At 72.2% G+C, this 21,988-nt stretch carries 16 protein-coding genes; 4 read left to right on the top strand and 12 right to left on the bottom strand.

Translation table 11 applies throughout. The features are described from left to right. Nucleotides 1-43: 43 nt before the first annotated feature. Both CWC38_RS05865 and CWC38_RS05860 read left to right on the top strand, forming a co-directional pair. Nucleotides 44-1,441, top strand: a complete 1,398-nt coding sequence (locus tag CWC38_RS05865) for a THUMP-like domain-containing protein (protein WP_121845883.1) — start codon at nt 44-46, stop codon at nt 1,439-1,441. A gap of 100 nt (nt 1,442-1,541) precedes the next feature. After that, the gene (locus CWC38_RS05860; RefSeq protein WP_121845882.1) at nt 1,542-2,687 is read left to right on the top strand and encodes a glutamate--cysteine ligase; all 1,146 of its coding nucleotides are present in this window, start codon (nt 1,542-1,544) and stop codon (nt 2,685-2,687) included. Between the two features lie 47 nt (nt 2,688-2,734). Here the strand turns inward: CWC38_RS05860 and tsaD are convergent, their stop codons facing one another. The 6 genes from tsaD to alr all read right to left on the bottom strand — a co-directional run bounded on the left by tsaD (nt 2,735) and on the right by alr (nt 9,634). Further along, nucleotides 2,735-3,817 (bottom strand): tRNA (adenosine(37)-N6)-threonylcarbamoyltransferase complex transferase subunit TsaD, encoded by a 1,083-nt coding sequence (gene tsaD / locus CWC38_RS05855; RefSeq protein WP_121845881.1) that lies wholly within the window; start codon nt 3,815-3,817, stop codon nt 2,735-2,737. Then, the gene (rimI, locus tag CWC38_RS05850; protein ID WP_121845884.1) at nt 3,804-4,280 is read right to left on the bottom strand and encodes a ribosomal protein S18-alanine N-acetyltransferase; all 477 of its coding nucleotides are present in this window, start codon (nt 4,278-4,280) and stop codon (nt 3,804-3,806) included. The genes tsaD and rimI overlap by 14 nt, the downstream gene beginning before the upstream one ends. 59 nt (nt 4,281-4,339) lie before the next feature. Continuing rightward, entirely contained in the window at nt 4,340-5,026 is a 687-nt protein-coding gene (gene tsaB / locus CWC38_RS05845; RefSeq protein WP_121845880.1) for a tRNA (adenosine(37)-N6)-threonylcarbamoyltransferase complex dimerization subunit type 1 TsaB, read from the bottom strand. 163 nt (nt 5,027-5,189) lie between these two features. Next, a complete protein-coding gene (locus CWC38_RS05840) occupies nt 5,190-6,728 on the bottom strand; it encodes an MFS transporter (RefSeq protein WP_121845879.1) in 1,539 nt (512 codons plus the stop codon). Between the two features lie 5 nt (nt 6,729-6,733). Next, nucleotides 6,734-7,450, bottom strand: coding sequence for a purine-nucleoside phosphorylase (deoD, locus tag CWC38_RS05835; RefSeq protein WP_121845878.1), 717 nt, complete (start codon nt 7,448-7,450; stop codon nt 6,734-6,736). Nucleotides 7,451-7,738: 288 nt separating this feature from the next. Further along, on the bottom strand, nt 7,739-9,634 hold the full coding sequence (gene alr / locus CWC38_RS05830; protein WP_121845877.1) for an alanine racemase: 1,896 nt from the start codon (nt 9,632-9,634) through the stop codon (nt 7,739-7,741). A 215-nt stretch (nt 9,635-9,849) separates the two neighbouring features. On the opposite strand from alr, the gene CWC38_RS05825 reads away from it, so the two are divergent. Together CWC38_RS05825 and CWC38_RS05820 are read left to right on the top strand one after the other, a co-directional pair. Then, nucleotides 9,850-11,109, top strand: a complete 1,260-nt coding sequence (locus CWC38_RS05825) for a glycosyltransferase (protein WP_121845876.1) — start codon at nt 9,850-9,852, stop codon at nt 11,107-11,109. A gap of 10 nt (nt 11,110-11,119) precedes the next feature. After that, on the top strand, nt 11,120-11,917 hold the full coding sequence (locus CWC38_RS05820; RefSeq protein WP_121845875.1) for a phosphatase: 798 nt from the start codon (nt 11,120-11,122) through the stop codon (nt 11,915-11,917). 97 nt (nt 11,918-12,014) lie between these two features. On the opposite strand, the gene CWC38_RS05815 is transcribed toward CWC38_RS05820, so the two are convergent. From CWC38_RS05815 to glgX, 6 genes are all read right to left on the bottom strand, one after another. Beyond that, a complete protein-coding gene (locus tag CWC38_RS05815; RefSeq protein ID WP_121845874.1) occupies nt 12,015-13,100 on the bottom strand; it encodes an inositol-3-phosphate synthase in 1,086 nt (361 codons plus the stop codon). A gap of 166 nt (nt 13,101-13,266) precedes the next feature. Continuing rightward, the gene (locus CWC38_RS05810; protein WP_121845873.1) at nt 13,267-13,998 is read right to left on the bottom strand and encodes a LysE family translocator; all 732 of its coding nucleotides are present in this window, start codon (nt 13,996-13,998) and stop codon (nt 13,267-13,269) included. Further along, complete coding sequence (gene mgrA, locus CWC38_RS05805) at nt 13,995-15,086, bottom strand: L-glyceraldehyde 3-phosphate reductase (RefSeq protein WP_121845872.1); 1,092 nt, start codon at nt 15,084-15,086, stop codon at nt 13,995-13,997. Before mgrA ends, CWC38_RS05810 begins: the two co-directional genes overlap by 4 nt. A 127-nt stretch (nt 15,087-15,213) precedes the next feature. Continuing rightward, nucleotides 15,214-17,034 (bottom strand): malto-oligosyltrehalose trehalohydrolase, encoded by a 1,821-nt coding sequence (treZ, locus tag CWC38_RS05800; protein ID WP_121845871.1) that lies wholly within the window; start codon nt 17,032-17,034, stop codon nt 15,214-15,216. A 3-nt stretch (nt 17,035-17,037) separates the two neighbouring features. Next, nucleotides 17,038-19,407, bottom strand: a complete 2,370-nt coding sequence (gene treY / locus CWC38_RS05795; RefSeq protein ID WP_121845870.1) for a malto-oligosyltrehalose synthase — start codon at nt 19,405-19,407, stop codon at nt 17,038-17,040. Between the two features lie 137 nt (nt 19,408-19,544). Then, the gene (gene glgX, locus CWC38_RS05790) at nt 19,545-21,743 is read right to left on the bottom strand and encodes a glycogen debranching protein GlgX (protein ID WP_121845869.1); all 2,199 of its coding nucleotides are present in this window, start codon (nt 21,741-21,743) and stop codon (nt 19,545-19,547) included. Between the last annotated feature and the right edge of the window lie 245 nt (nt 21,744-21,988).

The following is a 21,988-nucleotide window of genomic DNA, read 5'->3' as shown; positions in this document are numbered from 1 at the left end:
ACCCAACACGCCACCCCTCCCCGCGCCGTGGTGTGATGGAACCGTGAACTCCCCCACCGAACCCGACGACTCCGAGACCCGCGGCCTCGCCCGCCTGCTGACTCCGGAGGGCATGGCCCTGCTCGACTCCCTGGGCCCGTACGACCCGGACTCCTCCCTGTCCCTCTCGAAGTCCCTGCGGGCGCAGGGCCACGATCCCGAGCTGGTCTCCGCCGCCCTCACGCAGTCCAGGCTGCGCGCGAAGGCCCGGACCAAGTTCGGGGACTTCGCCCGGCACATGGTGTTCACCCGCGACGGCGTGGAGCAGGCCACGCGCTGGTCCGTGGCCGCGCTGCACGCCCAGCGCTTCGCCCAGGCGGGGATCCGCCACGTGGTGGACCTCGGCTGCGGGGTGGGCGCGGACTCCCTGGCGCTGGCAGCCCTGGAGCGCACCGTCACCGCGGTCGAGCGGGACCCGGTCACCGCTGCGGCGGCCACCCTCAACCTCACGGGATGGCCCGGAGCCCGGGTGGTGTGCGCGGCTGCCGAGTCGCTGGACCTGGCCGCGCTGGAGAACGGCGCCGCCGACGGCGTCTGGCTCGACCCCGCCCGCCGGGTCACCGGCGCGGGCGGCACCCGCCGCGTCTTCGACCCCGAGGCGTTCTCCCCTCCCCTCTCGTTCGTCACCGGCCTGGCGCGGCGCGGCCTCGCGGTGGGCGCCAAGATCGGCCCGGGCATCCCCCACGACCACGTCCCCGAGGACGCGGAGGCACAGTGGATCTCCGAGCGCGGGGACGTGGTCGAGGCCGTGCTGTGGTTCAACGCCGTGCGCCGCCCGGGCGTCGCCCGCGCCGCCCTGGTGCTGGGCCACGACGCCGCCGGGCCGGGTGCCCCGGCCTCGGAGCCCACCGCTGAGACCGGCTCCGGTACCCACGAAACGGGGAGCGCGGCGAACGGCGACACCGGGGGCGGCGCGGACGGCAACGGCACCTCGGGAGGCGACCGTGCGGCGTCGTCCGCGGCGGAGCTGACCTCCGACTCGTGGCAGTCCCCGCCCCCGGAGGGCGACCTGCTGGGCCCCGTGGGGCGCTACCTCTACGAGCCCGACGGCGCCGTGATCCGCGCGGGGCTCGTCACGGACCTCGCCGAGCGCCTCGGCGCCCACCTGGTGCACCCGAGCATTGCGTACCTCTCCTCGGACACCCTGGTGCGGACCCCGCTGGCCCGGGCGTACGAGGTGCGCGAGGTGCTGCCCCACACCGTGAAGGTGCTGCGCCGGTGGGTGAAGGAGCAGGACGTGGGCACGCTGGAGATCAAGAAGCGCGGCACGGACGTGACCCCCGAGCAGCTGCGCCGCCAGCTCGCCCCGAGGGGCACCCGGCGGGCGACCCTCGTGATGACCCGACTCGCGGAGGCCGGTGCGGAGCGTCGCGTGGTGCTCGCCGTTAACCCCCTAAACTGATACTCCCTGTGCTCGGACAGCGGGCAGCACGTGGCAGGACAGCATCTTCCGGTTCAGCACGCAGCCGCCGTTCCCGGCGCACCCACGAGAGGACCACGCCGTGCACATTGATTTCGAGACCTCGGAGAACTCCACCCTGGGCGTGGAGTGGGAAGTGGCCCTCGTGGACCGCACCACGGGTGAGCTCGCGCAGCGCGCCGAGGAGGTCCTGGACGCCGTCGTGGGGAAGTACCCCGAGCTCGGGGAGGAGGGCGACCACCCCCAGGTCACGGGAGAGTTCCTGCAGAACACCGTGGAGATGGTCACCGGCGTGTGCAGCTCCGTCCCGGAGGCCGTGGAGCACCTCTCCCAGACGCAGGACCGGATCCGGGAGGTCACCGACCCCCGTTCCCTGGAGATCTTCGCCGCGGGCACGCACCCGTTCTCGGACTGGACGGACCAGCCCGTGGTGGACGCGGAGCGCTACTACAAGGTGCTGGACCGCGCCCAGTACTGGGGCCGCCAGATGGTGATCTTCGGGATGCACGTGCACGTGGGCATCGACCACCGGGACAAGGCCCTGCCCGTGCTGGACGGGCTCATGAACTACTACCCCCACCTGCTGGCCCTGTCCGCGAACTCCCCGTACTGGTGCGGGCACGACACCGGCTACGCGTCCCACCGCGCGCTGATCTTCCAGCAGCTCTCCACCGCCGGGCTGCCCTTCCACTTCGACTCGTGGAGCGAGTACGAGTCCTACGTGGCGGACCTGATCGCCACCGGCGTGATCGAGGAGATCTCCGAGAACCGCTGGGACATCCGCCCCGTTCCGCGCTTCGGCACGGTGGAGATGCGCGTGTGCGACGGGCCCTCCACCCTGCGCGAGGTGGGGGCGCTCGCCGCGCTCACGCAGTGCCTCGTGGAGTCCTTCTCCCGCACCCTGGACGCCGGGGACCCCATCCCCGTGATGCCGCCGTGGCACCACCAGGAGAACAAGTGGCGCGCCGCCCGCTACGGGCTGGACGCCGAGGTGATCCGCAACGCCCGGAACCAGCAGCGCCTGGTGCGGGAGGACCTGAGCGAGCTGCTCAACCGCCTGGAGCCGCTCGCCGCCGAGCTGGGCTGCGCCACCGAGCTCGGCCACGTGGAGACCATGATGGAGCGGGAGGCCGGCTACGAGCGGCAACGCCGGATCGCGCAGGAGAACGGCGGGGACCTGCGCTCGGTGGTCATGGACATCGTGGCGCAGAACCGCGAGATCCGCTGAATCCCGGCCCTGTGGGGCCTCAGGGGCCGGTACCGGCCCCCGAGGGCTCAGGTCCCAGCGGGCACGGACACCGTGGTCACGGGCAGTCCCGGATCGGCGGTGAAGGAGAGGCCCGTGGGGGCCACCCCGGAGGACACGAGCCGCGAGCCGAGAGCCGCCACCATTGCGCCGTTGTCGGTGCACAGGGACAACGGGGGAACCACCACGCGGATGCCGTGCTCGGCGCAGCGCGCGGTCACGAGCTCCCGCAGCCGCGAGTTCGCGGCCACTCCCCCGCCCATGAGCAGCGTCGTGATCCCGTGCTCGGTGCACGCCAGCACCGTCTTGCGGGAGATCACGTCCACCACGGACTCCTGGAAGCTCGCGGCCACGTCCGCCACGGGAACCGGGGTTCCCGCCGCCTCGAAGGCCTCCACCACGCGGGCCACTGCCGTCTTCAGCCCGGAGAAGGACAGGTCGTAGCGGTGTGGGCCGGGATTGTCCGCGGAGCCCATGTACTTGCCTGCGGTGAGTCCGCGCGGGAACCGGAATGCCTCGGGGTCCCCGTTCGTCGCCGCGGCGTCGATGGCCGGGCCCCCGGGGTAGGCGAGGCCGAGCAGCCGGGCCACCTTGTCGTAGGCCTCGCCCGCGGCGTCGTCGATGGTGGCGCCGAGCAGCCGGACGTCGCCGACGATGTCGTGCACCGCGAGGATCTCGGTGTGGCCCCCGGAGACCAGCAGCGCCCCCAGGTGGTCGGGCAGCTCGTCCGTGCCGTCCAGCAGGCCCACACCCACGTGGGCCACGAGGTGGTTGATCGCGTAGAGGGGTTTTCCGGTGGCCACCGCGAGCGCCTTCGCCGCGGCCACCCCCACCATGAGGGCGCCGGCCAGGCCGGGCCCCGAGGTCACGGCGATCGCGTCGATCTGCTCCAGTGTGACGTCCGCCTCCGCGAGCGCGGCGCGCACCGCGGGCACGAACGCCTCCAGGTGGGCGCGCGAGGCGATCTCGGGGATGACGCCGCCGAAGCGCACGTGCTCCGCCATGGAGGAGGACACCGTGTTGGTCAGCAGCTCGGTGCCGCGCACGATGCCCACCCCGGTCTCGTCGCACGAGGACTCGATGCCCATCACGAGGGGCTCAGCGGTGTTCATGGATGGTCCTTCCGTCCGCGCTGCGCTCGTCCCGCCCGGCGGGGAGCAGCTCGCAGCGCATGATGAGGGCGTCGTGGCCCGGGCCGTAGTAGTGGGCGCGGGTGTGGATGTGCCGGTAGCCGAAGCGCCGGTAGAGCGCCTGGGCACGCGGGTTGTCGGCGCGGACCTCGAGCATCATCTCGGTGGCTCCGGCGTCCACTGCGGCCTCGTGCAGCACCCGCAGCAGTGCGCTGCCCAGCCCGTTGCCCTCGTGCTCCGCGGCCACCGCGATGGTCTGCACGTCCCCCACGGGCGGGATGCACATCATCCCCGCGTAGGCCACCACCTCCCGGTCCCGCGTGATCACCCAGTAGCGGCGAGTGGGGTGCGCGAGCTCCCCGTCGAACATGGCCCGCGGCCACGCGTCCTCGGGGAACAGCTCGGTCTCCAGGGCGTGCACGCGGTCCAGGTCCCCCGGCTGCATGGCCCGCAGGGCGTACCCGGCGGGGATCGACGCCGCCGCGCGCCCGGCTCCGGGGCCGCTCACGCCGGGGTCCGCTTCACGGAGGCGGGCACCTTGGCGTCGGAATCCCGCAGGTAGAGGGGCGCGGTGTCCGTGGACAGCGTCTTCCCGCGGCTCGTGAGCGCCCACGCGGCGCGGGCGAGGTCCGCGGCGGTGGGGTGCAGGTCCATGGTGCCGGGGACCGCGCGGGCCAGCCGGTCCGGGTAGAGCCCGGTTCCGGGCCCCACGCTCGCCACTGCGGGGACGTCCTCGGCGGGGCCCACCCGGGGGGCAGAGGCGGGAACGGCCCGCACGCCGTCGTCGTCCGTGCACACGGTGTAGGCGCGCCAGTACAGCTCCTTGCGGCGCGCGTCCGTGACCACGGCGAACTCCGTCGCCCCCTGCTCGGTGAGCAGCGGGGCGGCACGGTGCGCGGCGGCGTCGAGCGAGCACAGCCCGTGGACCGGCAGGCCCCACGCGAAGCCCAGGGTGCGGGCGGTGACCAGACCGGCGCGCAGACCCGTGAAGGGCCCGGGGCCCGTGCCCACCAGGACGGCGTCCAGCGACCGTCCCGTGAGCCCCTCGGCGGCCAGCAGCTCGTGGACCGCGGGGGCCAGCGCCTCCGCGTGGGAGCGGGTGTCCGTGGTGGCGGTCTCCCGCAGCACCTCACCGTCACGGGACAGCGCCACGGAGGCGATCGACGCGGAATCCAGACTCAGCACAAGCACCCGGACAGTCTAGTCCCGGATGCGCGAAGCCCCTCCGGGCGCTCCCGTTGGGGAGGCGCGGAGGGGCTTCGCGCAGAGAGTTCGCGCGGCGTCGCGGCTGCGGGCGGGGCCGCCGCCGATGCGCAGGCCGACGGCGCCCGCCGCCAGCCCGCTGCCGGGTCGCCTACTCCTGGGTGGCCAGGCGCTGCGCGGCGCGGGCGTCGCTGCGCTCGATCATCCCGAACAGCACGCGGTAGGTCACCAGGCCCAGCAGGGTGATGACCACCAGGAACCACAGGATGGTGGAGAAGTAGTCGCCCTCGGGGGTGCTGCCCACGCTCAGGCCGCTGAACCAGGTGGGCTTGCCGGACATCAGCGTGGCCGTGTACGCCACGCCGATCGGGGAAGCCACGTTGATCACCAGGTTGTAGAAGCCCACGGCCACGCCGGACTTCGCGGCGGGCATGAGCAGCAGCGCACTGGACATCAGCGGCGCGTACAGCAGGCCGAAGCCCACCGAGAACATGGCCATGGCCACCACCATGGCCACGATGGACACGTTCACGAAGATCCCCGCGACCGCGAGCGCCGCCGCGAGCAGGCACAGTGCCAGGGTCACGGCCTGCTTCGAGTCCAGCCGCTTGCTGACCACACCGGACATGGCCGCGGTGGAGGCCCCCAGGACGTAGCCGGGGATGGTGAGCAGCGAGACCTTGTCCATGGCCATGCCGTGGACGCCGTGGATCGCGAACGGGAACAGGAACACGAACGCCAGGTTCACCGAGTAGATGATGAACACGATCACCAGGGCGCTCATGTAGGGGCGGTTGGTGAAGAAGGACCAGTCCACCAGCGCGCTCGGGGTGGTGCGCACGTGGCGGATGAACAGGACGCCGGCGATCACCACCGGAATCCACCACCACCACGTGAAGGCCTGCATGAACATGATCACGCCGGTGGCGATCACCGCCACGAGGAACAGCCCGTACACGTCCACACCGGAGCTGGTGTGCGCCACGTCGTCCGGCACGCGCTTCTTGATGAACGGCAGCGAGAGCACCATGAGCAGCGGCACCAGGAACATCCACGTCCAGGACACGTACGTGGCCAGGAACCCCGAGATCAGCGTGCCGATCAGCGAGGCCAGCTGGAAGGACATGTTGGAGAACCCCAGGTACTTCTTCAGCTCCACGCCCTGGAAGTGCTTGGTCACGTAGACCACGTAGAGGGTCTCCGCGGCCGCGAGGCCTGCCGTCTGGATGATGCGGCCCACGAGCACCACGCCGAAGGAGGCACTGCCCACGAAGCCGATCACCGAGCCCACCACGATGAGCCCGATGCTCAGGTACAGCAGCTTGCGGATGGCCACCGAGTCCGCGAGCGCCGAGTACACCACGGCGCCGATGCCGATCAGCACGCCCGTGAGCGTGGCCTGCAGGCTCACCGTGGACTCGCTCAGGCTCAGCGCCTGCGCCATGGGCTGGGACGTGAACTTGAAGCCCTGGTCCACCACCAGGCAGAAGATGAACAGGAACAGCAGCACGGGCACGGCCCGGCGGGGGTCCGCGCCTCCCGCACGGGAGCGCGCCGCAGCGCCCGCCCCGGTCGCCGGGACGGCCGCCGCGGGGGTCGACGCCGCACTGACGGGTCCCGCGCTCGCGGCAGCCGCGCCGCGGGGAGCCGTGCCCTCGGGACGGTCCGGGTTCTGGTCGGGGCGCGTCATCCCGTTCACAGCTCCGTCACCGTGGCGGCCAGCTCGATCATGGAGGCGAAGCCCGTCTGACGCTGCTCCGGCGTCATCTGCGCGTGGGTCACGAGGTTGTCCGAGACCGTGAACACGGCCAGGGCCTCCACCCCGGCGGCGGCCGCGTTGGCGTACAGCCCCACGGTCTCCATCTCCACCGCGAGCACACCCATGCTCGCCCAGCGCCGCGTGGTGTCGTCCTGCGCGTGGTAGAAGGTGTCGGAGGAGACCACGTTGCCCGCGTGGGCGGTCACCCCGCGCTCTCTCGCACCGCGGTACACGTGGTCCAGCAGCCGGAAGGACCCGGTGGGTGCCCACGTGCCGGGCAGGTCGAACTGGGCCAGGTAGTTGGAGTCCGTGGAGGCCGCCTGTGCGAGCACCAGGTCCCCGAGCTCCAGGCCGTCGGTGAGGCCGCCGCACGAGCCCACGCGCACCAGCTTGGTGCAGCCGAACACGTGGATCAGCTCCCAGCTGTAGAGGGCGATCGAGGGGATGCCCATGCCCGTGCCCATCACGGACAGCTCGCGGCCCCGGTAGGTTCCGGTGTAGCCGAGCATGTTGCGGACGGAGTTGAACTGCACCGCGTCCTCGAGGAACGTCTCCGCAATGAACTTCGCGCGCAACGGGTCCCCGGGCAGCAGGATCGTCTCGGCAATCGGTGCGCCGTCGGGCTTGATGTGTGGTGTCGCTGTCGGTGGCAAGGCCTTCTCCTCGGATCGGTTCGCAGAGTCTGCAGACCGCCCGCGGGCCGACGACGGCGTCGGAACTCCCCCGGTGCCGTGCCGTCCGGGCGGGACGTGCAGGCTCGCTGCCAGTGTCTCACGCGGGCCCCTCCGACACACGGGCGCACACCCCGGCGAGAGTCCCTCCGGTGCACGCGCCCGACCTCCTCCGCAGTCCCCGCCGGGGCTCCCCCGGGCCATTCGGACCGGGTCAGGACACCGGGCCGCCCTGACCGGCCGCCACGCCGGCCACTCCCGGCCGTGCTCTCACAGTGCCGGCGGCTCACTCCACCGGGGTCCGACGCCGCGCACGGTCACCCGGCGCGGCTCGCTGCCCGCGCCGCCGTCCCCCCACTGCTCGTCGAGGTCAGCGAGGACACCGGCCAGGTCCTCGGCCGCAGGGGTCGTCGCGGCGCCGCGCGCTCGGTCGATGTCCACCACCAGGCGGGAGGGGCTGAGGTGCTCCACCTTGCCGGTTCCCCACTCCACCACGGTCACGCACGTGTCCAGGGTGTCCTCCAGGTCGATCGTGTCCACGTCCTCCGCGGTGGCCAGCCGGTACGCGTCCACGTGCACGAGGTCCGGGCCTCCCGGGTGCGGCACGTCCGTGCGGTTCGGGTGGCGCCGGGTGAGCACGAACGTGGGCGAGATGATGCCCTCCCGCACCCCGAGTCCCGCACCGAGTCCCTGGGTGAACGTGGTCTTGCCCGCTCCGAGCTCACCGTTGAGCAGCACCAGGTCACCCGCGCGCAGGGAGCCCGCCAGTGCCTCGCCCAGCGCGCGCATCTCCTCCGGGGTCCCGGGGTGGCGGGTCAGCGCCCACTCCGGCCGCCCGGCCTGCTCCGCGTCCTCATCCCGAGCCGCGCCCTGGGCCGCGGGGGCGTCCCCGCCGTGCTCCCGGCCGCCCTGGTCTTCCGCTCCACGCGGTGCGACGACGCCGCTCACCTCCGCCGCGCGCACGTGCTCCCGCGGCACCCGGGGGGAGATCCGGGTGACCACCTCGTAGTTGATGGTCCCAGCGGCGTCGGCCCAGTCCGCGGCCGAGGGGTGACCCGCCGCGCCGAACAGCACGGCCTCGTCCCCGATCCGCACCGTCGGCTCCGACCCGGCCTTGCGCGACTCCCCCGTGACCGCGTCGCGCCCCCGGGAGAGGTCCACCACGCACTGGTCCATGGCGATCCGGCCCACCACGGGGTACACATCGGTGCCGATGTGCACCGGGGCGCCCGTGGCCACGCGCGGCACGCCGTCGGCGTAGCCCAGCGGGACCAGTGCCAGGTGCGTGGGTGCGTCCGTGCGGTAGGTGAGCCCGTAGGAGACGCCCGCGCCCGCGGGGACGGCCTTGACGTTGGCCACCCGTGCACGCAGGGTCATGGCCGGGGCCAGCCCGAGGTCCGCGGGAGTGCGGTCCGCGAACGGGCTCAGCCCGTACAGCCCCAGACCCACCCGCACGGCGTCCCGCAGCATGACGTCCGGGTCCGGGAGGTCCTGGGCGGAGAGCAGACCCGGGGTGTTGGCGGCATGGACCATGCGCGGTGCGAGCCCCGCCGCGCGGGCCACGGCCACCGCACGGGTCAGGGCGTCCAGCTGCTCGGTGGTCTCGGGGCGGCCCGGCTCGTCCGCGACCGCGAGATGGGTGAAGATCCCCTCCACGGTGAGCAGCCCCTCGTCCTGCGTGCGTGCGGCACGCGCCACGAGCTCCGGCCACTGCTGCTCGGTGGCGCCGTTGCGCCCCAGCCCCGAGTCGAGCTTGAGGTGGACCACCGCGGGGGTGCCCGCCGCGCGCGCGGCGTCCAGGACGGCGTCGAGCTCCCCACCGCTGATGCCCAGGCGGACACCGCGCGCCACGGCGGACGCGAAGTCCGTGGACGGAGTGTGCAGCCAGGCCAGCACGGGCGCGGTGATCCCGGCGTCCCGCAGCGCGAGGGCCTCGGCCACGTGCGCCGTGCCCAGCATGTGGGCCCCCGCGGCGAGCGCCGCGCGCGCCACCTCGGGCGCACCGTGGCCGTAGGCGTCCGCCTTGACCACCGCGATCAGGGTGCGGCCGCGCGCGAGCTCCAGCAACCGCCGCACGTTGTGCTCCACCGCGGCGAGGTCCACCACCGCACTGCGCTCGCTGGACTGCCTGTTCTGCTGGGGCGTCGTCTCACTCACGCCCACCATTGTGCCCCGCTGCGGGCCCCGGTGCGGCCGGGGCGGCCTCCGCCCCCCACCCGTCTCCGCACTGTGCGCCGACGCGGTCGCCGGGCCCGCACGTCTCCCCCGGCTCGCGTGCACCCCTGCTGAGCTACACGCTGCTGCCGGGCTGTACCGCCGTTGCCGGGCTGCGCCCCCATCGCGGGCGGTTCCCGGTGTCGCGGCACCGCTAGGCTGAGCCCGTGCCCTCACCCCGACCGGACCGCGTCCTGCTGCTCAGCATGCACACCTCGCCCGTCGATCAACCGGGATCGGGTGATGCGGGGGGTATGAACGTCTACGTGTGGCACCTCGCACACGCGCTCGCCCAGGCGGGCTGGCGCGTGGACGCGGCGACGCTGAACCGCTGCCCGGAGCACACCGAGGGCGTGCGCGCCGAGGAGATCGCCCCGGGCATCCGCCTGCTGTCCGTTGCCGTCCCGGGCGCAGCGGCGGCCCCCAAGGCCGAGCTCCCCCGCTTCACGGCGGACTTCGGCGCCGCCCTCGCCCGCTTCTACGCCCGGGCTTCCCAGGACGACGACGCCGCGGCACCCCGCGTGGTCCACGCCCACTACTGGCTCTCGGCGGCGGCGGGGGTGGTGGTCTCGGAGGCGCTGGACGTGCCCCTGGTGCTCACCCTGCACACCTCGGCGGCCGCCAAGAACCTGCGCGCCGGGCCTGACGAACCCCGGGAACCCGCCGAGCGCGAGCACGCGGAACGGGAGCTGGTGTCCCGGGTGTGCTGCACCGTGGTCAACACCCCCGTGGAGGGGGAGCAGCTCGTCGCGCTCTGCGGGGCGGACCCCGCGAAGGTCCGCGTGATCCCTCCCGGCGTGGACCCCGCCGTCTTCCACCCGCCCGGTGACGGACCGCAGGACCGCGGACAGCACCCCGCCCCCTTCACCGTCCTGTGCGCCGGCCGCATGCAGCCGCTGAAGGGCCAGCAGGTGCTCGTGCGGGCGCTCGGCATCCTGCGGCGTGAGCACCCGGAGGTCCCCGTGCGGCTGGTCCTCGCGGGCACCGGCTCCCACGAGTTCCTGGAGCACCTCCGCGAGCTGGCGCGCGTGGAGGGGGTCGCGGGCGACGTCGTCTTCCGGGGATCCCTGCCCCGCCCCGAGCTCGCGCGGCTCATGGGTGCGGTGGACGCGGTGGCGGTGGCGTCGTCGTCGGAGACGTTCGGGTTGGTCGCCGTGGAGGCGCAGGCGTGCGGGACCCCGGTGCTCGCCACGGACGTGGACGGGCTGCGCTACGCCGTGCGGGACGGACGGACGGGCGTCCTGGTGCCCGGCCGGGACCCCGCCGTGTGGGCGCGGGAGCTGCTGCGCGCGGCCCGCGAGCCGCAGCGGTGGAGAGCGATGTCACAGGCCGCGGTCCGCCGTGCGCGGGAGCTGACCTGGGACGACGTCGCCGCGCAGCACGCCGCCGCGTACCGCGCCTGTGCGCCCGCACGACCCACCGCCTAAACTCGCGACTGTGACCACCGCGTACCTGAGCCGTGACTCCCTCGCCCGCTACCTGGACCGCTCCCGCATCACCGGGGCCGTGGCAACGCCCCGCGAGGCGAACCTGCGCAACATCCAGGGCTTCCTGGACGGGGACCAGCACCAGCACATGGGGGTCGAGCGAACCCGCGAGTGGACCTTCGAGTCCGTCTTCGAGCTCATGCGGGACCGCGTGGGCATCAACGACGACCCCGAGTACCTGAGCGGCCAGGACTCCATCTCCGCCCAGCTGTGCGTGACCGGGCTGGACCGCTACGCGGAGGTCTTCAGCCGCGCGGTGCAGGGCCGCAAGCGGCTGCTCTTCGCCACGGGCCACCCCTCCGGCCTCGCCCCCGTCTACGCGCGGCTCGCACGGGTGGCCCGCGCCTCCGGAGCCCGGATCATCCGCTTCGACGAGGCCCTGCCCTTCGAGGACGGGGACGTCCGGCAGGTGGAGGACGTGGTGATGGTCGAGCAGTACGGCGGGCTGCGCCACACCCACTTCCCCGAGCCCATGCAGCTGGTGCTGGAGCACCTGCGGGAGCAGGGCCGGGAGGCACCGGACCTCGTGGTCGCGGACCACGGGCTGGCGGGGTACGCGGGCTCCCGGGCCGGGCTGCCCACCATTGCGATGGGCGACTGCAACGACCCCGGGATCTTCGTGGCCGAGGCCCAGGGCCAGGTGGAGGTGGTGGTCCCCCTGGACGACAACGTGGCCCCGCACCTCTACGACCCGCTGGTGGACTACGTCATCTCCCGCGCGGGACTCGCGGGCCAGGAACGGGGCTGAGCCGCAAGGGCTGAGTCGCGGTTGAACGCACGCCCCACACGCAGAACGGCGCCCGGCACCGGGGCCGGGCGCCGTCGTCACAGTGTGGGCCCGGGAACTAGCGCTCCACCTCGCCGCGGATGAACTTCTCCACGTTCTCGCGGGCGGTGTCGTCGTCGAGCTGCTCGGGCGGGGACTTCATGAAGTACGAGGACGCGGAGGTCAGCGGGCCGCCGATGCCCCGGTCCAGGCCGATCTTCGCCGCACGGATCGCGTCGATGATCACACCGGCGGAGTTCGGCGAGTCCCACACCTCCAGCTTGTACTCCAGGGAGATGGGGGCGTTGCCGAAACCGTGGCCCTCCAGCCGGACGAACGCGAACTTGCGGTCGTCCAGCCACCCCACGTAGTCGGACGGGCCGATGTGCACGTCCTTCGCACGCATCTCGTGCGGCACGTTGGAGGTCACGGCCTGGGTCTTGGAGATCTTCTTGGACTCCAGCCGCGAGCGCTCCAGCATGTTCTTGAAGTCCATGTTGCCGCCCACGTTGAGCTGGTAGGTGCGGTCCAGCACGTAGCCGCGGTCCTCCAGCAGCTTAGCGAGCACGCGGTGGGTGATGGTGGCCCCCACCTGGGACTTGATGTCGTCGCCCACGATCGGCAGCCCGGCGGCCGTGAACTTCTGCGCCCACTCGTCCGTGCCCGCGATGAACACGGGCAGTGCGTTGACGAACGCCACCCCGGCGTCGATCGCGGCCTGCGCGTAGAAGCGGTCCGCCTCCTCGGAGCCCACCGGGAGGTAGGAGACGAGCACGTCCACCTCGCGCTCGCGCAGCGCCTGCGCCACGTCCACCGGCTCGGCGTCGGACTCGGTGATGGTCTCGCGGTAGTACTGCCCCAGACCGTCCAGGGTGGGCCCACGGTCCACGGTCACGTCCAGGTGCGGGACCTTGGCGATCTCCATGGTGTTGTTCTCCCCGGCCAGGATGGCCCGGGAGAGGTCCAGGCCCACCTTGGCGGCGTCCACGTCGAACGCGGCCACGAACTGGACGTCCCGCACGTGGTAGTCGCCGAACTGCACGTGCATGAGCCCGGGCACGGAGTCGGAGGGGTCGGCGTCGCGGTAGAAGTGCACGCCCTGGATGAGCGACGTGGCGCAGTTGCCCACGCCGGCAACGGCCACGCGGATGGGATGTTCGGACACGGTTCTCCTCAGTTCAGGATGGCGGCGGTCGCGCTCACGTCCCGCGCGCCGGTGCCAGCACCGGGGCGCCACAGTGCCGCGCCGCACTTGACCGAGATCACAGTCTACGCAGGCCGCGGGGCTCCACCGCACCCCGCACCGCCCACGACGACGCCGCACGCGCGCCTCACACGCCCAGCAGCACCTCCACGAGCAGTCCCGCCGCCACGAGCAGGAAGACCACTCCGGAGACGATCTCCACCTCCGCGGTGCGGGCCTGGAACCGGCGGGCGAGGGCCGGGACGGAGCCCACCCACGCCACGGCCAGGAACCACGCCAGGCCCACCGCCACGAGCATCCCGAGCACCGTGAGCGTCTCCCACCACGCGATGCCCGTGGGGACCACGGAGCCGAACAGGGCCACGAAGAACACCACGGCCTTGGCGTTGGCCAGGTTCGTCACGGTGCCCTGGGCGAGCGCCCGCCACGGGGTCAGGTGGGACGGGCCCAGGAACCGGGTCCGCCCCTGACCGGCGAGCTCCGCCTCGACCGCCTGGTCCTCGGCGAGCAGGGGCTGCACCGCGGCGTCGTCGTGCGGGGCCGTGGCCCCCTGCGGTGGCGCGGTCCGGGACGCCAGCCCGGCACGCAGCGCCCCGTACCCCATGCGGGCGAGGAACAGGGCGCCGCCCACCTGGACCACCAGCTTGAGCACGGGGTTGCCGCTGATGAGCACCGTGACGCCCAGCAGCGACAGCGTGATCCAGGCGACGTTGCCCACCATGACCCCGAGCGCGGTGAACAGCGCGCTGCGCCGCGAGGACAGGAACGCGTTGCGCAGGATCAGGAAGATGTCCGGACCGGGGACCACGATCCCCGCGATCCACAGCCCGAGCAGCGCCGCGTACTGCCCACCCGTCATGCGTGCTTGGAGTCCGTGGCCGTGCTCCAGATGTTGACACCGGCGTCCGTGACGAGCTCGTCGATGCGCCGCAGCTCGTCCTCGGAGAACTCCAGGTTCGCCACGGCGCGGGCGGAGTCCTCGATCTGGCGGGCCGAGGACGCCCCCACCAGCGCGGAGGTGACCTGCCCGGACTCCTGCGGCCGCAGGGTCCAGGCGATCGCCATCTGGGCCAGGGTCTGGCCGCGGTCCTGCGCCATGGTGTTGAGCTCGCGGATCTGCTCCAGTGTCTGCTCGCTGAGCCACTCGGGGTCCAGGGACTTGCCCTCCGCCGCGCGCGAGTGCTCCGGCACGCCGTTGAGGTACTTGTCCGTGAGCATGCCCTGCGCGAGCGGGGTGAAGCAGATGGAGCCCATCCCCGCCTCGGTGAGGGCGCCCAGCAGGTTCCTGCCGCCCGCGCGCTCGTCCGGCTCCTCGATCCAGCGGTTGAGCATGGAGTACGAGGGCTGGTGGATGACCAGCGGGGTGCCCAGCTCGCGCATGATCCGCTGGGCCTCCAGCGTGAGGTCCGCGCCGTAGGAGGACACGCCCACGTACGTGGCCCGCCCGGAGCGCACGATGTGGTCGAGCGCCTGCATGGTCTCCTCGAGCGGGGTGTCCGGGTCCGGGCGGTGGTGGTAGAAGACGTCCACGTGGTCCAGGCCCATGCGCTCCAGCGACTGGTCCAGGGAGGTCACCAGGTACTTCCGCGAGCCGCCCACGTCCCCGTACGGGCCCGGCCACATGTCCCACCCGGCCTTGGAGGAGATCACCAGTTCGTGCCGACGGCCCGCGAAGTCCTCCTTGAGCAGCCGGCCGAAGTTGACCTCGGCCGCGCCCGCGGGCGGGCCGTAGTTGTTGGCCAGGTCGAAGTGGGTGATGCCCAGGTCGAACGCGCGTCGCAGCGTGGCACGCATCCCGGCCACGGGCTTGTCGTCCCCGAAGTTGTGCCACAGCCCCAGGGAGACGGCGGGCAGCTTCAGCCCGGACTCCCCCACGCGGCGGTACGGCATGGTCTCGTAGCGGTCCTCGGCGGGGGTCCACACGGTGTCGTCACCATAGATCAGCATGGTTCCCAGTGTGCCACCGCTCGGTGCTGCACGCGGCACCGGGGTGACGGCGCCCGACGCCGCCCGCGCACCTGCGCGGCGTCGGGCAGGACCGGGCCCGTGGACGGGACCCGGCCCTGCCGCGGTCTCAGACCCGCAGCACCACGGCGGTCTCCGGGGCCACGCGGACCGTGCCCTCGGTGCCCGGCTCGGGGCCCGCACCGCTCGTGAACAGCAGCTGGGGCTCGTCCCCGCCCATGAGGGGCAGGTTCCTCGGCCCGTTCCCGAGGTTGATCGCCACGACCACGCCGTGCCCGGACTCGGGCTCGCTCATGCGCTTGAGCACGAACCACTGCTCGTCGTCGCTGGCCTGGGTGGCCACGGTGTCCCAGCGCTGGTCGGTGAGCTCGGGAGTGTTCCGGCGCAGGGCAATCAAGTCCCGGTAGGCCGTCCAGATCCGCTCGTGGTCCCCCTGGTGCACCTCGGACCAGTCGAGCTTGGAGCGCTCGAAGGTCCGGGGGTCCTGGGGGTCCGGGACCGTGGCGTGGTCCCAGGCCATCTGCGCGAACTCCGCCTTGCGGCCCTTCGCCACGGCTTCGCCCAGCTCGGGCTCCGGGTGCGCGGTGAAGAACTGCCACGGGGTGCTCGCCCCGAACTCCTCCCCCATGAACAGCATGGGAGTGAACGGCTGGGTCATGAGCCACGTGGCCGCGGCAATGGCCCGGTCCGTGCTCATGGAGTGGTTCATCCGGTCACCGGCCGCGCGGTTGCCCACCTGGTCGTGGTTCTGCAGGAACGTGACGAACTGCCAGGGCCGCTGCTCCGCGGGATCGATCTCCCGGCCGTGGGAGCGGCCGCGGAACGTGGAGTACGTCCCGTTGTGGAAGTACGCGGTGTGCATGGTCTTCTCGAGGGCGTGCAGGGAGGCGAAGTCCCCGTAGTAGCCGTGCGTCTCCCCCGTGAACGCGGTGTGCGCGGCGTGGTGGACGTCGTCGAGCCACTGGGCGTCCATCCCCAGCCCGTGCCGGTCCGTGGCGGCGACCATGCGGGGGTCGTTGAGGTCGGACTCGGCGATGGTCACCAGGTCCTTGCCCGTGCGTGCGGACTCCGCGGCCACGCGCTCCGCGATCTCCTCCAGGATGTGCTTCGCCCGGGCGTCCACGAGCGCGTGCACGGCGTCCAGGCGGAAGCCGTCCACGTGGTAGTCCCGCAGCCACATCGTGACGTTGTCCAGGATGTACTCGCGCACCCCGTCCGCACCCCAGCCGTCCAGGTTGATGAGGTCCCCCCAGCTGGAGGCGCCGGGCTTGAAGTAGTCCGCGAACAGGGGCAGGTAGTTGCCGCTCGGCCCCAGGTGGTTGTAGACCACGTCCTGGATCACGGAGAGGCCCCTGGTGTGGCACGCGTCCACGAAGCGCTGGTAGGCCTCCGGGCCGCCGTAGGGCTCGGCCACGGTGTACCAGGCGACCCCGTCGTAGCCCCAGTTGTGCTCGCCGTTGAAGCCGTTGACCGGCAGCAGCTCCACCGCGGTGACACCCAGGTCCACCAGGTGGTCGAGCCGCCCGATCGCGGCGTCCAGCGTGCCCTCCGGGGTGAACGTGCCCGGGTGCAGCTCGTACAGCACCGAGTCCTGCAGCGGGCGGGGGCGGAACGCGGCGTCGTGCCACTCGAAGGCGTCCGGGTCGAACGTGCACGAGAGCTCGTGCACGCCCTGCGGCTGACGACGTGAGCGCGGGTCCGGGAGCACGTCCGAGACCTGCTCACGCTCCTTCGGGGTGCCCTCGTCGAAGGTCTTGGTGAGGATGTAGCCGTAGCGCACGGTGCCATGGGGGGCGGCGGCGTCCTCCGGGAGGGTCCACCAGCCGGGGCGCTCGGCGAGACCCGCCATGGGGTGGTCCTCACCCTCGATGCGGACGGTGACCTTGCGGGCGTGGGGTGCCCAGACGTCGAAGCGGTGGTCGGTGCTCATGGTTCAGCCGTCCTTCCGGCGCAGGATCGCCACGGGGTAGGTGTCGAGGAGGTCGGCGAGCGTGACGGGCGCGTCCTGGGCGGCCGTGAACTCGCGGTGGGTGAGCACGTCCTGCCACGTGCCGGGGGCCAGCTCCACGGTCTCGTCCGTGAAACCGCCCTCGGCCGCCAGGGTGGCGGGGAAACGGGTGACCACCGTGGCTGCCCCACCGCGGTCGAAGCCCAGGGCGTGTTCGGCGAGCGCGCCCGTGAACTCCAGCGGGGTGTAGTCCGTGAACAGCTCGGGATGCTCGCGGCGCAGCCGCAGGGCGCGGGAGGTCAGCAGCATCCGCGCCGCACCGGTCCCGTCCACGGCCGGGGTGCCGGCCGCGGAGCCGGGAACGGCGGCGTCGAGCCCGGAGAGCATCTCCTCGCGCGCCGCGAAGTCCACGGGACGCCGGTTGTCCGGGTCCACGAGGGAGGGCTCCCAGAGCTCCTGGCCCTGGTAGACGTCCGGGACGCCGGGCAGGGTCAGCTGCAGGGCGGTGGCCGCCAGGGCGTTGGCCCAGCCCGGCTCGCTGACACGGGCCACGCAGCCCTCCACCACACCGCGCGCCCGGGGGTCCGTGAAGAGGAAGTCGATGAAGCGCGTGAGCTCCCGCTCGAACTCCTCGTCCCCGTCCACCCACGCGGTGGACACGGAGGCCTCGCGCACGGCCTTCATGGCGTAGTCCACGGCGCGGTCCCGCTCGAGCGGCCACGCCCCCACCACGGCCTGCAGCACGAGGTTCACGGCGGGGCCGTCCGTCAGCGCGATCCCGGCGTCCCCGGCCCGGTTCACGAGCGTGGACACGGTCTCGGACCACATCCGCGGCAGCTCGGAGAGCACGGTGAGCCGCGCGCGCACGGCGGCGGAGCGCTTGGTGTCGTGGGTGGTCAGCGCATTCATGGTGGCGGGCGACTCCCGCTGGCGCCGGGCGGCCTCCGCGTGGAACTCCGCCGGGTCCAGGGAGAACACCGAGGGGTCCCCACCCACCTCGGTGAGGGAGGTCAGCTTCGTGAAGCGGTAGAACGCGGTGTCCTCCACGCCCTTGGCCATGACCATCCCGGAGGTCTGCTGGAAGCGGCGTGCCACCTCCGCGAGATCCTCCTCGCGGGTGGCGTCCGCGCCCAGGACGGCCGCGAGATCCGTGAGCACCTCGTCCAGCTCCGGACGCCGCTCGCGTGCCGCCGCCACGGCCTCGCGCAGGTGCTCCGCACCCTCCGGGAGGTACGTGCGGTACACGGGGAAGTTCGAGACGATCTCCGCGAGGCCGTCGTAGGCCACCGGGGCGTCGTGCGGAAAGTCGGCGGGCAGCTCGCGGACCAGGCGGTGGATCTCCGCGGCCAGGCCCTCGTCCGCCATGCGGCGCTTGGTGCCGTGGATCAGCTCGTCCCAGCGCACCGGGTCCCCACCGCGCAGCTTCGTGTCCAGGGAGGCGAGCTCGTAGTGCCCCCGGGCGTCCGTGAGCACACGGTCGATCCAGCCCAGCGAGTCGTAGCCCGTGGTGCCGGCGGTGCGCCAGTCCGAGGGCAGGTGCTCCCCCGGCTCCAGGATCTTCTCCACCACCGTCCACGCACCACCCGTGAGCTCGGCCAGCGCGTCCAGATAGCCGCGCGGATCGCGCACCCCGTCCGGGTGGTCGATCCGCAGCCCGTCCACCAGGCCCTCGCGGAACCACCGGGAGACCTCCTGGTGGGACTCGTCGAAGACCCGGGGATCCTCCACGCGCACGCCCGCGAGGGTGGCCACGGTGAAGAACCGGCGGTAGTTCAGCTCGGAGTCGCCGCGGCGCCAGTTCACCAGCTCGTAGTGCTGACGCCCGTGCACCTCGGCGGGGTCGTCCCCGTCGGAGTACGTGCCGTCAGCCAGGGGGTACACGTTGTCGTAGTAGCGCAGGGTGCCGTCCTGCACCGAGAGGGCCGAGAGGTCCTCGTCACCGTCCCCCAGCACGGGGATGAGCACCTTGCCGTGCCCGGCCTCCCAGTCCACGTCGAAGGCCTCGGCGTACGGGCTCTGCCGCCCCTCGGCGAGCAGGGACCACCACCACGGGTTCTGCCGCGGTTCGGCCACGCCCTGGTGGTTCGGGACGATGTCCACCACCACACCCATGCCCGCCGCGTGCGCGGCCTCGGACAGTGCCGTGAGCCCCGCGGAGCCGCCGCGCTCCGGGTCCACCTCCGTGGGGTCCACCACGTCGTAGCCGTGGTCGGAGCCGCTCGTGGCGCGCAGGATGGGGGAAAGGTAGATCCAGTCCGCCCCCAGGCTGTGGATGTACGGGACCAACTCCGCCGCTCGGTGGAGGTCCTGCTGGGACGTGATTTGCAACCGGTACGTGGAAGTGGGTGTCAGCACCGTTCCAGTCTTGCCGAGTGCGCGCTCTCGTGCCAGTCCATCCGCCGTGGGCGAGACTCCCCGGCCCTTCGCACGACGACGCCGCCCCGCCCCACCAACCGAGCGGGTGCCGGGTGGCGCCGCCGGGCACCAGGCTGTCAGGGCAGCTCCGGGGTCTCCGCGTACACGGCTGCCGACGCCGCCACGGAGGCCGCCACGGACGCGTCCGGTTCCGCCTCGGGCTCCTCCCACGCGCGCAGCATCACGGTGGACTTCCCGGCCATGCTCAGCACGGTGGAGTGCTCGCGCACCTCGCCGTCCGAGTGCTCACCGGCGGTGTCCAGGATCTCCTCCCACTTCTCGCCGTACTCGGCCGGGGGCAGGGTCACCTCCACGGTCTCCGGGTTGGAGTTGAAGTACACGATGAAGTTGTCGTCCGTGATCCGGCGGCCGCGCATGTCCACGCCCGCGATGCCCTGGCCGTTGAGCCACATGCCCACCGCACGGGCCAGGGGCTCGTCCCAGTCCGAGGGGACCATCGGGGTGCCGTCCGTGTTGAGCCACGCGATGTCCGGCATGGGATCGCCCTCGCCCAGCTCGCCCATGTCCACGGGCCGGCCGTCGAAGAACTGCGAGCGCCGGAACGTGGGGTGCTCGTGGCGCAGCCGGGTGATCGCAGCCGTGAACTCCACCAGCGGGGAGTCCACCTTCTCCCAGTTGATCCAGGTCAGCTCGTTGTCCTGGCAGTACGTGTTGTTGTTGCCCTTCTGGGTGCGGCCCAGCTCGTCGCCGTGCAGCAGCATGGGCGTGCCCTGCGAGAGCATGAGGGTGGCCAGGAAGTTGCGCTGCTGGCGGGCCCGCAGGGCCAACACCTCGGCGTCGTCCGTGGGGCCCTCCTCCCCACAGTTCCACGAGCGGTTGTGGGACTCGCCGTCGTTGTTGTCCTCGCCGTTGGCGGCGTTGTGCTTCTCGTTGTAGGACACGAGGTCCCGCAGCGTGAAGCCGTCGTGGGCCGTGACGAAGTTGACGGAGGCGAACGGCCGGCGGCCGCTGTTCTCGTAGAGGTCGGCGGAGCCGGTCACGCGGGACGCGAACTCGCCCAGGGTGGCGGGCTCCCCTCGCCAGAAGTCGCGCACGGTGTCCCGGTACTTGCCGTTCCACTCGGTCCACTGCGGGGGGAAGTTGCCCACCTGGTAGCCGCCGGGACCGATGTCCCAGGGCTCCGCGATGAGCTTGACCTGGGAGACGATCGGGTCCTGCTGGACGAGCTCGAAGAACGTGGAGAGCTTGTCCACGTCGTAGAACTCGCGCGCGAGCGTGGCCGCGAGGTCGAAGCGGAAGCCGTCCACGTGCATCTCGGTGACCCAGTAGCGCAGCGAGTCCATGATCAGCTGCAGGGAGTGCGGGTGGCGCACGTTGAGCGAGTTCCCCGTGCCCGTGTAGTCCATGTAGAACTTGTGGTCGTCGTCCACGGTGCGGTAGTAGGCGTTGTTGTCGATGCCCTTCATGGACAGCGTGGGGCCCATGTGGTTGCCCTCGGCGGTGTGGTTGTAGACCACGTCCAGGATGACCTCGATGTCCGCCTGGTGCAGGGCGCGGACCATGGCCTTGAACTCCTGCACCTGGCTGCCCAGGTGGGAGGCGGCGCTGTACTCGTTGTGCGGGGCGAAGAACGCGATCGTGTTGTAGCCCCAGTAGTTGCGCAGTCCCTTCTCCAGCAGGGTGGAGTCCTGCACGAACTGGTGCACGGGCATGAGCTCCACCGCCGTGACGCCGAGCTTCTTGAGGTGGGCGATCACGGACGGGTGGGACACGCCCGCGTAGGTGCCGCGCTGCTCCTCGGGGACCTCGGGGTGCTGCTCGGTGAGCCCCTTGACGTGCGCCTCGTAGATCACGGACTTGTGGTAGGGGGTGTGCGGCGTGCGGTCACCCTCCCAGTCGAAGAACGGGTTGATCACCACGGCCTTCATCATGTGGGGCGCGGAGTCCTGGTGGTTCTCGGAGTCCTCGTCGCCGAAGTGGTAGGAGAACAGGGACTCGTCCCAGTCGATCCCGCCCTCCACGGCCTTGGCGTAGGGGTCCAGCAGCAGCTTGTCCGGGTTGCAACGCAGGCCCTGGGACGGGTCCCACGGGCCGTGCACGCGGTAGCCGTAGCGCTGACCGGGCTGCACCGAGGGGAGGTAGCAGTGCCACACATAGCTGTCCACGGCGGTGACCTCCACGCGGGTCTCCGTGCCGTCCTCCTCGAACAGGCACAGCTCCACGCGGTCCGCGACCTCGGAGAAGAGCGTGAAATTGGTCCCCGTGCCGTCGAACGTGGCGCCCAGCGGGTACGGGTGTCCGGGCCAAACTTCCATGTGCTTCTCCTCAGGGTGTCGTGGGGCCGAGCACGGTCTCCCCGCTCTCGGCCAACCCCCCACCATAGTGCCTCGGGGTGACACTCACGGACGGGTGAGGACCTCGCGGACGCTCTCCGCGAGCACGGACGGGGGCACGGGGCCCTCGCCGTGGGCAGGTGACGCCACCGCGTGCAGCCCCGCCCCGAGCGCGGCGGCGGCCGCCCACCGGCCCTCGCCGCGCGCCCAGTCCCCCAGCGGTGACA

The organism is Kocuria tytonicola, from assembly GCF_003687455.1.
Lineage (GTDB): Bacteria > Actinomycetota > Actinomycetes > Actinomycetales > Micrococcaceae > Kocuria > Kocuria tytonicola.
This window is presented reverse-complemented; position numbering and strand designations above follow the sequence as displayed.